Consider the following 11,676-nt stretch of genomic DNA (forward strand, 5'->3'; position numbering starts at 1 on the left):
GTCCGGGGCCCTGGACCCGGTCCGGGACGGTCAGGACAACACGAAGGCCCGGTCTCAGGCGGATATGCCGTCGATCCGGGCCATGGCGTCCTCCGCGCCGAATGGCTGCAGGTATGGCAGCCAGCGCGGGTCCCTATGCCCCGTCCCGATGATCCGCCAGGCGAGGCCCGACGGCGGGGCGGGCTGGTGGCGCATCCGCCAGCCGAGCTCGGCGACATGGCGGTCGGCCTTCAGGTGGTTGCACCGGCGGCATGCCGCGACCACGTTGTCCCACGTGTGCTGGCCCCCGCGGCTGCGCGGGATCACGTGGTCGACGCTGGTTGCGACGGCTCCGCAGTACGCGCACCGGCCGCCGTCCCGGGCGAACAGCGCCCGCCGGGTCAGGGGCACGGGGCCGCGAAAGGGGACTCGGACGAATTTGGTGAGCTTGACGACACTCGGAGCGGGGACAGTACAGGTCGCGCTGTGCATATAGGCGCCGGATTCCTCGAGGCACACGGCCTTCTTGTTCAGCACGAGGATGAGCGCGCGGCGGAGCGGTACGACGCCGAGCGGCTCGTACGACGCGTTGAGGACCAGGACATGCGGCACGGGTGCCTCCTTTTACGCCGGCGGCGCGTGGCTCGCGCCGGGACGATCTGCCCACAGTCTCTCCGGAAGCCCGGTCACGGCGCCACCATGACCGGGTAACGGAGCACGGGTGTTTTCAACCACACCCCTTTTACATGCCCTGAATCACCGCACGTCGCGCTCGAACAACACAACGGGACACATCGCCTCCCCCGTTAGTGTGGGAAGCCTGCCCAACCCGGAGGTTTCCGCCCGTGTCCCCATCGCCGTCCACCGTCACGACGATCGACGACGCCCAGAAGAGCGCGACCGACGCCGCCGACTACATCAGCCAGAACTGGGCGGACTGGCTCTCCGCCGGGCTGCGCATCCTGCTGATCCTCGTGATCGCCCTGGTACTGCGGTCGGTGGTCCGCCGCATGATCACCAAGTTCATCGAGCGCATGAACCGCGGCGCCGAGGTCGCGGCCACGAGCGCCCTCGGCGGACTCCTGGTCAACGCCGAGCGGCGACGGCAGCGCAGCGAGGCGATCGGCTCGGTGCTGCGCAGCGTGGCCTCGTTCGTGATCATGGGGACGGCGGCCCTGACCGTGCTGTCCGTACTGAAGATCAACCTGGCTCCGCTGCTGGCCAGCGCCGGTGTGGCCGGCGTGGCGATCGGCTTCGGCGCACGGAACCTGGTGACCGACTTCCTCTCCGGCGTCTTCATGATCCTGGAGGACCAGTACGGCGTCGGGGACGTCATCGACGCGGGCGTCGCCAGCGGCACCGTGGTCGAGGTCGGACTGCGGGTGACCAAGCTGCGCGGCGACAACGGCGAGATCTGGTACATCCGCAACGGCGAGGTCAAGCGGATCGGCAACCTCAGCCAGGGCTGGGCGACGGCCGTGGTGGACATCCAGGTCGGCTACGGGGAGGACCTGGACCGGGCCCGCACGGTGATCGAGGAGACCGCCGCCGCGATGGCCAAGGACCAGCCGTGGGACGAGGTGCTCTGGGAGCCGGTCGAGGTGCTGGGCCTGGAGTCCGTGACCTCGGACTCGGTGCTGATCCAGGCGCAGGCCAAGACCATGCCGGGCAGGGCGGCGGCGGTCGCACGGGAGCTGCGCTGGCGGATCAAGCGGGCCTTCGACGGGGCCGGCATCGCGATCGTCGGCGGCACCCCGCAGGTGGTGGCGGAGGACGAGCCGGCCGACCCCTCGGCCGCCGTCGCCCCGCCGTCCGCGCTGGCCAACCCCGCATCCCCGCAGGCCCTGGCGGCCCAGCCGCTGGCCCCCGCGCCGGCGTCGTCCCAGCCGAGCACGGTCAAGTAGCGAACACCGCCCACCAGGGGCGCCGGGCACCGCCCGGCGCCCCTTTTCCGTGCCCGGGCGCGGCCGGTAACGCTTTGGCGCCGACCTCGCGAACCGCCCTTGACGCTCCGGCCACGGGCGCCTACCTTGCCTTTCACCAACAGGAAAGTTTCCTAACTACCAACAGGGGGCACACCCGCCCCCCGGACCCCACCCAGCCCACCAGCCCCGTGCCGTAGCCTGCGGCGCGAGCCGTCACGACGAGGGAGGACGAGACCGTGGCCGGTACCCCCGGAAGCCCAGGCACACCTGGCACCCCCGGCACACCGCGCGTACTGCGGGCGATGAACGACCGTGCCGCGCTCGACCTGCTCATCGAACACGGCCCCCTCTCCCGGACCCGGATCGGCAAGCTCACGGGCCTGTCGAAGCCCACCGCCTCCCAGCTGCTCGCCCGCCTCGAGGCGGCCGGGCTGGTCCTCGCCACCGGCACGACCGCCGGACGCCCGGGGCCCAACGCACAGCTGTACGCGGTCAACCCGGCGGCCGCGCACGTCGCCGGCCTCGACGTGACGACCGAGCGCATCCGTGCCGCGGTCGCCGACATCACCGGCCGGGTGACCGGCGTCTTCGAGCTCGCCACCCCCGGCCGCGGCCGGCGCGGCCAGGGCGGCGCCGTCGAACAGGTCGTCCAGGCCGTCGACGGCGCGGTCAAGGCGGCCGGACTGCACGGCACCGACCTGCACCGGATCGTCGTCGGCACCCCGGGCGCCTTCGACCCCAGCACCGGCCGGCTGCGCTACGCCAGCCACCTGCCCGGCTGGCACTCCCCCACCTTGCTGGACGAGCTCGCCGCCGCCCTGCCCGTTCCCCTGGAGTACGACAACGACGTGAACCTCGCCGCCGTCGCCGAGCAGCGGCTCGGCGCGGCCCGGGACCACGACGACTTCGTCCTGCTGTGGAACGAGGAGGGCATCGGCGCGGCCATCGTGATCGGCGGCCGGCTGCACCGCGGCTGGACCGGCGGCGCCGGCGAGGTCGGCTTCATGCCGGTCCCGGGAACCCCCCTGGTCCGGCACGTCGCCAAGGCCAACGCCGGCGGCTTCCAGGAACTGGCCGGCTGCAACGCGGTGCTGCGCATCGCGCGGGAACTGGGGCTGACCGTACCGCGCGGCACGCAGGCCGAGGGCGCCTCGGCGCTGCTCGCCGCGGCGGCGGGGACCGGCGACGGCGCGCACGCGGAACTGCTGCGGCGCTTCGCCACCGGGCTCGCCGTCGGGCTGGCCTCGCTGGTGACCGTCCTGGACCCCGGACTGATCGTCCTGGCCGGCGGGGTGATCGCCGCGGGCGGGGAGCCGCTGCGCTCCCTGGTCCAGTCCGAACTGGCCGAACTGGCCGTGCCCCGGCCCCGGCTGGTGCTCGGCGGCGTACCGAACGACCCCGTCCTGTCCGGGGCGCTGCAGAGCGCCCTCGCCACCACCCGCGACGAGGTGTTCGACACCTCGCGCTGATCGCAACAGCCCATCCGCCCCGCCACCCGCACTCGCAGCGGACGGACCCGCCGAGGGTCCCTCCGCCGGTCTCGCACACCCTCGAACCGCCCGAAGTCCCCCGGAGGAAGCGAAGTGTCCGGTTCCACCAAGACGGCCGCGGCCGCCGTCGCAGCAGCCGCCGCGATAACCCTGCTGACGAGCGCGTGCACGGGCTCGAGCAACAACACCGCAGGCGACGACCCCAGCAAGGACGTGACCATCACCTTCTGGCACGGCTGGTCCGCGCCCAGCGAGGTGAAGGCGATCGACGCCAACGTCAAGGCGTTCGAGAAGGCCCACCCCAACATCCACGTCAAGGTGCAGGGCAACATCACCGACGACAAGATCAACCAGGCACTGCGGGCCGGCGGCCCCAACGCCCCGGACGTCGTCTCCTCCTTCACCACCGACAACGTCGGCAAGTTCTGCTCGTCCAACGCCTTCGCCGACCTGGACCCGTTCCTGAAGAAGGCGGGCATCGACCCGGCCGCCACCTTCCCCAAGCCGATGCTGGAGTACACCCAGTTCGAGGGGAAGCGCTGCACGCTGCCGCTGCTCGGCGACGCCTACGGCCTCTACTACAACAAGGACGCCTTCAAGGCCGCCGGGATCGCCTCCCCGCCCAAGACCCTCTCGGAGTTCAAGGCCGACGCGGTCAAGCTCACCAAGAGCAAGGGCGACTCCTACGCCCAGCTCGGCTTCATGCCGAACTTCCACGGCTACGAGTCCACCACCACGCACCTGGCCGCGCAGTGGGGCGCGAAGTACTTCGACGCCGACGGCAAGTCGAACGTCGCCAAGGACCCCGGCTTCGCGGCCATGTTCACCTGGCAGCAGGACATAGTGAAGGCACTCGGCGGCTTCAAGAAGCTGGAGAAGTACCGGTCGGGCTTCGGTGACGAGTGGGGCGCCAAGAACCCCTTCCACACCGGCCAGGTGGCCATGGCCATCGACGGTGAGTGGCGGGCCGGCATGGCAAAGGAGGCGGGCACGAAGTTCGAGATCGGCGTCGCCCCCTTCCCCGTGCCGGACGACCAGGCCGACTCCTACGGCAAGGGCTACCTGTCCGGCACGATCATCGGCGTCGCCAACACCAGCGCCAAGAAGAACGCGGCCTGGGAGCTGGTGAAGTACATGACCACCGACACCCACGCGGTGGTGAGCTTCGCCAACGCCATCCACAACGTCCCCTCCACGCTCGCCGCCCTCAAGTCCCCGGAGCTGGACGCCGATCCGCTCTTCCGCACCTTCGTGGAGATCGCGCAGAACCCGAACAGCACCACCACCCCCGCCAGCGTCAACGGCGGCACCTACCAGCTGACCCTGCAGGACTTCGGCTACGCCTACGAGGCGGGCAAGCAGAGCGACCTGGCCGCGGGCCTCAAGGGTGTCGACGAGCAGGTCGACAAGGACATCGCGCAGGCCAAGTGATGAGCACCGTCCACCCGATGCTGAGGGCGAAGCGCCGCCGTGAGGCGCTTCGCACCCTCGCCTTCATGTCGCCCTGGCTGATCGGCTTCAGCGTCTTCTTCGCGTACCCGCTGGTCTCGACCGTCTACTTCTCCTTCATGAAGTACGACGGGTTCACCGCCCCGACCTGGAACGGCGTCAGGAACTGGTCGTACGTCTTCAACGACTACCCGTTCTTCTGGCCGGCGCTGCGCAACACCCTGTGGCTGGTCGTGGTCATGGTCAGTCTGCGGGTCGTGTTCGGCCTGGGGATCGGACTGCTGATCACGAAGATCAAGTCGGGTGCGGGGCTGTTCCGCACCGCCTTCTACCTGCCCTACCTGGCCCCGCCGGTGGCAGCGACGATGGCCTTCGCGTTCCTGCTCAACCCCGGCACCGGGCCGGTGAACCACCTGCTGGGCAGCGTCGGGCTGCCGACGCCCGGCTGGTTCAACGACCCGTCCTGGTCCAAGCCCGCCCTCACGCTGCTGGCCCTGTGGGGCATCGGCGACCTCATGGTCATCTTCATGGCGGCGCTGCTCGACGTGCCCAAGGAGCAGTACGAGGCCGCCGAGCTGGACGGCGCGGGGCCCTGGGCGAGGTTCCGCTACGTCACGCTGCCGAACATCTCCCCCATCGTGATGTTCGCCGTCGTGACCGGGGTGATCCAGACGATGCAGTACTACACACAGCCCCTGGTCGCCGGAAAGGTCGCCAGCGGCATCATCGGCGGTTCCGGCCAGCAGTTCGAACCCGGCTACCCGGAGAAGTCCACGCTGACCCTGCCGCAACTGGTCTACAACCTCGGCTTCCAGCGCTTCGACACCGGCTCGGCCTGTGTGATCGCCCTCGTGCTCTTCGCGCTCGCCATGGCGTTCACCGCGCTCCTCATGCGCCGCCGCAGCGGCTTCCTGACGGCGGAGGACTGACACCCATGACCACCCACGCGACCCTCGCCCCCTCCGCCCCGGCGCCCGCCACCGGAATCCCCTCCGGTGCGCGGCGCGCCGCGGCCCGCAAGGCGGCGCTCCACTGGATCGCGGTGCACGCCCTCGGCATCGCGGCCGCGCTCTTCTTCGTCCTGCCGTTCGTCTTCGTCTTCCTCACCGCGGTGATGAGCGACAACCAGGCCCTCACCCGCGACCTGTGGCCGAAGACCTGGGAGTGGGGCAACTTCGGCACCGTCTGGGACACCCCGGGGTTCCTCACCTGGTGGCGCAACACCCTGCTCTACGCGGGCCTCGGCACCGTGCTGACCGTCGTCTCCAGCACACCGGTCGCCTACGCGCTGGCCAAGTTCCGCTTCCGCGGCCGCAACCTGTCGATGATGCTCGTGATCTCCACGATGATGCTGCCCCCGCAGGTCGTCATCGTGCCCATGTACCTGTTCTGGGCGAAGCAGCTGCATCTGTCGGGCACGCTGTGGCCGCTGATCATCCCGATGGCCTTCGGCGACGCGTTCACCATCTTCCTGCTCCGGCAGTTCCTGCTCACGATCCCCAAGGAGTACACGGACGCGGCCCGGGTCGACGGCTGCGGCGAACTGCGCACGATGCTGCGCGTGGTGCTGCCGATGGCGAAGCCGGCCATCGCCGCCGTGGCCCTGTTCCAGTTCTTCTACTGCTGGAACGACTACTTCGGCCCGCAGATCTACGCGAGCGAGAACCCGGCGGCCTGGACCCTCAGCTACGGCCTGGAGTCCTTCAAGGGCGCCCACCACACCAACTGGAACCTGACGATGGCCGCCACGGTGCTGGTCATGGCACCCGTGATCGTCGTCTTCTTCTTCGCGCAAAAGGCCTTCATCGAAGGCGTGACGTTGACGGGAGTCAAGGGATGAAACTGGCGGTCGTGGGCGGCGGATCCACGTACACCCCGGAACTCATCGACGGATTCGCCCGGTTGCGGGAGACGCTGCCGGTCGAGGAGCTGGTCCTGGTCGACCCCGCCGAGGACCGGCTGCGGCTGGTCGGCGGGCTCGCCCGGCGGATCTTCGCCAGGCAGGGCCACCCCGGCACCGTGACCACCACCTCCGACCTGGACGCGGGCGTGGCCGGTGCGGACGCCGTACTGCTGCAGCTGCGCGTCGGCGGCCAGGCCGCCCGGGCGCAGGACGAGGCCTGGCCGCTGGAGTGCGGCTGCGTCGGCCAGGAGACCACCGGCGCGGGCGGCCTCGCCAAGGCGCTGCGCACGGTGCCGGTGGTGCTGGACATCGCCGAACGGGTCCGCCGGGCCGCCCCCGACGCCTGGATCATCGACTTCACCAACCCCGTCGGCATCGTGACCCGCGCCCTGCTGCAGGCCGGCCACAGGGCCGTCGGTCTGTGCAACGTCGCCATCGGCTTCCAGCGCAGGTTCGCCGGGCTGCTCGGCGTGACACCGGAGCAGGTCCACCTCGACCACGTGGGCCTCAACCACCTCACCTGGGAGCGCGGGGTCCGGATCGGCGGCCCCGCGGGCGAGGACGTCCTGCCCAAGCTGCTCGCCGAGCACGGCGACGGCATCGCCGGCGACCTCCACCTGCCGCGCGCGGTGCTGGACCGGCTGGGCGTGGTGCCCTCGTACTACCTGCGCTACTACTACGCCCACGACGAGGTCGTGCGGGAGATGCGGACCAAGCCCTCCCGGGCCGCCGAGGTGGCCGCCATCGAGGCCGAACTGCTGGAGATGTACGGGGACGAGACCCTCGACGAGAAGCCGGAGCTGCTCTCCCGGCGCGGCGGGGCCTACTACTCCGAGGCCGCCGTGGCGCTCGCCTCCTCCCTCCTGCGGGACACCGGCGACGTCCAGGTCGTCAACACCCTCAACAACGGCACCCTGCCCTTCCTCCCCGACGACGCCGTCATCGAGGTCCCGGCCACCGTGGACGCGGGCGGGACGCACCCGCTGCCCGTCCCGCCCCTGGACCCGCTGTTCGGCGGCCTGGTCGCGAACGTCACCGCCTACGAGGACCTGGCGCTGACCGCCGCCGTGCACGGTGGCCGCGACCGGGTCTTCAAGGCCCTGCTGTCGCACCCCCTCGTCGGCCAGTACGAGTACGCCGAGGCCCTGACCGACCGTCTGATCGCGCACAACCGGGAGCACCTCGCGTGGGCCTGAACCCTCTCGTCCCCGACGGCGTGCTCGCCGTCGACGCGGGCAACAGCAAGACCGACGTGGCCCTCGTCGCCGCCGACGGGACGGTGCTCGGCACCGCCCGCGGCGGCGGGTTCCAGCCGCAGATCGTCGGTACCGAGGCGGCGGTCGAGGTGATCGCGCGCATCGTCGAGCGCGCCGCCGGCGCCGCCGGCCTCTCCCCTCGGCCGGGTGAGCCGCTGGTCCGGCACGTCTCCGCGTGCCTGGCCAACGCCGACCTGCCCGTCGAGGAGCAGCAGCTCGAACTCGCCGTCCACGCCCGCGGCTGGGGCGAGGTCACCCACGTCGCCAACGACACCTTCGCCCTGCTGCGCGCGGGCGTCGACGAGCCGCGCGGGGTCGCCGTGGTGTGCGGCGCGGGCATCAACTGCGCGGGCATGCTCCCGGACGGCCGCACGGCCCGCTTCCCCGCCATCGGCCACCTCTCCGGGGACTGGGGCGGCGGGGCGGGCCTGGCCGACGAGGCGCTGTGGTGGGCGGCGCGCGCCGAGGACGGCCGCGGCGGCTCCACCGCTCTGGCCGCCACGCTCCCCCGGCACTTCGGGCTGACCTCGATGTACGCCCTGATCGAGGCCGTGCACCTGGGCCGCATCGCGGTCTCCCGCAAGCACGAGCTGACGCCGGTCCTCTTCGCCACCGCGCAGGACGGCGACCCGGTCGCCCGGGCGATCGTGGAGCGGCAGGCCGAGGAGATCGTGGTGATGGCCACCGTCGCGCTGCGCCGGCTCGGCCTCCTCGACGAGGAGACCGACGTCGTCCTCGGCGGCGGTGTGCTGGCCGCCCGTCACCCCCTGCTGATGGACTCCGTGACCGCCCTGCTGGCCGCCGCGGCGCCCAGGGCCGTCCCCAAGGTGGTCACCTCCCCGCCGGTGCTGGGCGCCGCGCTGCTGGGCCTGGACCGCACCGGTGCGGCGGCCGGGGCGCACGCACGACTGCGGGCGCACTACGAATCGGTGGGCTCCGTGTCATAACCGGCGCGCACGCCGGGGGAACCGAACAGCCTCCCGTGTGCGTGGTGAGCTGCGAGGGGGCGGCGCGCGGGGGGACCCGACGGGCGGCAGACGGGCTGTGCGGACGGCGAGAAGATCCACGCAATCCCTGGGTGGATGCCGGTGACGACGGCCATACTGCTGGTCATGGGCTCGTCGCGCGTACGCGCGGGCGAACGGGTCGGGGGGAGGGCCGGCAGGTGACACGGACGCCGATGGAGACGGACTCGCCGACCGTGCGGGCGGACACGCCCGCACCCGGTGGCAGGCCACCGCGGGCGTGGGTGGAGCAACCACGCGCGTGGCGCGCCGCGGCCACCACGGAACCGGGCAGGCTGCGCATCATCGGGGCGCTGCTCGCCCTGCTCGTCGTGGTCTTCGGCGCGGTGACGGCGTGGCAGATCACCGAGCGCTCGGCCGCGGCCGACGACGTGATCCACCACAGCGGGCCGCTGAGCGCCCGTGCCGCGGACATCTACCGCTCGCTCGCCGACGCGGACGCCACCGCCGCCGGCGGCTTCCTCGCAGGCGGCGACGACCCCGAGAAGGACCGCGAGCGCTACACGAAGGACATCCGGATCGCCTCGCGGAACATCGCGGAGGCGGCCGCCAGTTCCGAGGACTCCGCGCAGGCGCGGGCCCGTCTGGAGCGGCTGAACCAGCGGCTGTCGGTCTACACCGGGCTGGTCGAGCGGGCCCGCGCCAACAACCGCCAGGGCTTCCCGGTCGGCGGGGCGTACCTGCGGCGCGCCAACAGGATGATGAACGAGGAGATCCTGCCGGACGCCAAGCAGCTGTGGACGATCGAGACCGCGCGGCTCGGCGAGGACTACGAGGACGCCAAGGCGCTGCCGCTGGTCGCCTGGGCACTCGGCGTCGTCGCGCTGGCCGGGCTGGTGTGGGCGCAGCGGCGCTCGTACCGGCGCACCCAGCGGGTGTTCAACCCGGGCATGGTGGCCGGCTCGGTGGCCACGGCCGTGGTGCTGCTGTGGCTGGTCGCCGGGCACGGTGTGGCCCGCGCGAAGCTCGATGACTCCTACGCGCACGGGGCGCAGTCGCTGCAGGTCCTCAACGAGGCCCGGATCCAGACCCTGCAGGCCCGCGGCAACGAGAACCTGACGCTCGTGGCCCGCGGCGGCGGGGACGCCTACAGCACGGCCTACGACAAGCAGTTGCAGGGCCTGGCGGGCACGGACGCCGACGGGCGGACGGGCCTGCTGGCGGAGGCGCTCGGCCTCGCCGACGACGACCGGGGCCGCAAGAGCGTCACCTCCGCCATGGAGGCCGCGAAGGCCTGGTGGGGGCTGCACGGCGAGGCCCGCGAGAAGGACGACGAGGGCAACTACCTGGACGCCGTGGCCCAGACGATCGGCGGGACGTACGAGGACGGCAAGCGGCCCGAGCAGTACACGGGCTTCTGCTTCGACCAGGTCGACACCAACCTCGCCCGGGCCGTCGACCACGAGCAGCAGGAGTTCGAACAGGCCGCCGCCGACGGGCGCGGCGCACTGAACGGGCTGGTGCCGGGGGCCGCGCTGCTGGCGGTGCTGGGCGCCGCGGGCGCGGTGCTGGGCGTCGGACGCCGGCTGTCGGAGTACCGGTGAGCGGGGGGAGGCCGCTGATGGGACGCATGGGACACGAGGAGCGTGGGTGGCGCGTGCGGGGCTGGGCGGCCGTGGTCTCGGCGGCCGCGCTGGTCGCGGCCGCCGCCGCCGGCGCCGTGCTGCCGCTGCAGGACGGCAAGGACGGGGAGGGGCCTCGGGCCAGGTCGACGGCGACCGGGGCACCGGCCGCCGCGGCGGGGAAGGACGCGGCGGCGAAGGATGCGGCCGACGACGACTGCGGCGGCCACCCGGAGGCGAGCCTGCGGCCCTCCTCCGCGAGCGGCCCGGCGATCGAACGGATCAGGAAGCGCGGCAAGCTGGTCATCGGGGTCGACCAGAACGGCTACCGCTGGAGCTACCGCGACCCGGTCTCCCGGAAGATCGTCGGCTTCGACATCGACCTGGCCAAGGCCATCGCCAAGGACATCCTCGGCAGCGAGGACGCCATCCTCTACAAGACCGTGCCGACGGCCAAACGCTTCGACGCCGTCAACAACCGTGATGTGGACCTGCTGGTGCGCACCGTGAGCATCACCTGCGAACGGATCAAGGAGAAGCACATCGCCTTCTCCACCGCCTACTTCAAGGCGGGGCAGCAGCTGCTGGTCCCCCGTCAGGGTTCCGCCGTCAAGGGGTTCGACTCCTCCGTGAAGGGGAAACGGATCTGCGTCGCCCAGGGGAGCACCGGACAGGCCGAGCTGGAGAAGGAGAAGGACCGGCTGCAGCCCCGCGTGCTGCTCGTGGCGAACCAGCTGGACTGCCTGGTGATGCTGCAACTCGGCGAGGCGGACGCCGTCTTCACCGACAACGCGCTCGCCGCCGGCCAGGCCGCCCAGGACCCGGCGGTGCGGCTGGTGGGCACCCCGGTCACCACCGAGTACTACGGCGTGGCCATGAACGAGCAGGACACCGACCTGGTGCGCCGGGTCAACAAGGTGCTGGAGGACTACCGCAGCGGTGGCCCGGACAGCCATTGGATGCAGGCGTACCGTACCTGGCTGGAGGCGGACCTTCCCGGCATCGAGGGGCCGCCGGAACCGCTCTACAAGGACTGACGGCAAGCACGGGGACCGGCGGGAGAGAAGGAAGGTGCGATGGCGGTCGC

10 protein-coding genes are annotated in these 11,676 nt (G+C 71.7%); 9 read left to right on the plus strand and 1 reads right to left on the minus strand.

All coding sequences use genetic code 11. The features are described from left to right. Window positions 1-54 precede the first annotated feature (54 nt). Complete coding sequence (locus ACFW3D_RS02440) at window positions 55-591, minus strand: HNH endonuclease (RefSeq protein ID WP_089226958.1); 537 nt, start codon at window positions 589-591, stop codon at window positions 55-57. A 233-nt stretch (window positions 592-824) separates the two neighbouring features. Here ACFW3D_RS02440 and ACFW3D_RS02445 point away from each other — a divergent pair, with 233 nt between their 5' ends. The 9 genes from ACFW3D_RS02445 (at window position 825) to ACFW3D_RS02485 (ending at window position 11,626) form a co-directional block, all read left to right on the plus strand. Next, window positions 825-1,883: a mechanosensitive ion channel family protein gene (locus ACFW3D_RS02445; protein WP_500500437.1), complete on the plus strand. Its 1,059-nt coding sequence runs from the start codon at window positions 825-827 to the stop codon at window positions 1,881-1,883. Between the two features lie 323 nt (window positions 1,884-2,206). Next, window positions 2,207-3,373 carry an ROK family transcriptional regulator gene (locus tag ACFW3D_RS02450; RefSeq protein WP_500500439.1) on the plus strand — a complete coding sequence of 389 codons (1,167 nt, stop codon included), beginning with the start codon at window positions 2,207-2,209 and terminating at the stop codon, window positions 3,371-3,373. Window positions 3,374-3,487: 114 nt separating this feature from the next. Beyond that, entirely contained in the window at window positions 3,488-4,825 is a 1,338-nt protein-coding gene (locus tag ACFW3D_RS02455; protein WP_500500441.1) for an ABC transporter substrate-binding protein, read from the plus strand. Then, window positions 4,825-5,772: a carbohydrate ABC transporter permease gene (locus tag ACFW3D_RS02460; protein ID WP_500500442.1), complete on the plus strand. Its 948-nt coding sequence runs from the start codon at window positions 4,825-4,827 to the stop codon at window positions 5,770-5,772. The genes ACFW3D_RS02455 and ACFW3D_RS02460 overlap by 1 nt, the downstream gene beginning before the upstream one ends. A gap of 5 nt (window positions 5,773-5,777) precedes the next feature. Beyond that, window positions 5,778-6,683: a carbohydrate ABC transporter permease gene (locus ACFW3D_RS02465; RefSeq protein ID WP_500500444.1), complete on the plus strand. Its 906-nt coding sequence runs from the start codon at window positions 5,778-5,780 to the stop codon at window positions 6,681-6,683. Next, complete coding sequence (locus ACFW3D_RS02470; protein WP_500500446.1) at window positions 6,680-7,942, plus strand: 6-phospho-beta-glucosidase; 1,263 nt, start codon at window positions 6,680-6,682, stop codon at window positions 7,940-7,942. The genes ACFW3D_RS02465 and ACFW3D_RS02470 overlap by 4 nt, the downstream gene beginning before the upstream one ends. Next, window positions 7,933-8,949, plus strand: a complete 1,017-nt coding sequence (locus tag ACFW3D_RS02475) for an N-acetylglucosamine kinase (protein WP_500500448.1) — start codon at window positions 7,933-7,935, stop codon at window positions 8,947-8,949. Before ACFW3D_RS02470 ends, ACFW3D_RS02475 begins: the two co-directional genes overlap by 10 nt. Window positions 8,950-9,167: 218 nt before the next feature. Continuing rightward, complete coding sequence (locus ACFW3D_RS02480) at window positions 9,168-10,571, plus strand: GlnX family signal transduction membrane protein (RefSeq protein WP_500500450.1); 1,404 nt, start codon at window positions 9,168-9,170, stop codon at window positions 10,569-10,571. Between the two features lie 26 nt (window positions 10,572-10,597). Further along, a complete protein-coding gene (locus ACFW3D_RS02485) occupies window positions 10,598-11,626 on the plus strand; it encodes a glutamate ABC transporter substrate-binding protein (protein ID WP_500500714.1) in 1,029 nt (342 codons plus the stop codon). The last annotated feature ends 50 nt before the right edge of the window (window positions 11,627-11,676 follow it).

The organism is Streptomyces sp. NPDC058864 (genome assembly GCF_042742985.1).
In the GTDB taxonomy this organism is placed as follows: domain Bacteria; phylum Actinomycetota; class Actinomycetes; order Streptomycetales; family Streptomycetaceae; genus Actinacidiphila.

Coding starts and splice junctions, on each gene's coding strand:
- ACFW3D_RS02450 (WP_500500439.1), top strand. CDS start 2,207: ATGAACGACCGTGCCGCGCTCGACCTGCTCATCGAACACGGCCCCCTC.
- ACFW3D_RS02460 (WP_500500442.1), top strand. CDS start 4,825: ATGAGCACCGTCCACCCGATGCTGAGGGCGAAGCGCCGCCGTGAGGCG.
- ACFW3D_RS02465 (WP_500500444.1), top strand. CDS start 5,778: ATGACCACCCACGCGACCCTCGCCCCCTCCGCCCCGGCGCCCGCCACC.
- ACFW3D_RS02470 (WP_500500446.1), top strand. CDS start 6,680: ATGAAACTGGCGGTCGTGGGCGGCGGATCCACGTACACCCCGGAACTC.
- ACFW3D_RS02485 (WP_500500714.1), top strand. CDS start 10,598: ATGGGACACGAGGAGCGTGGGTGGCGCGTGCGGGGCTGGGCGGCCGTG.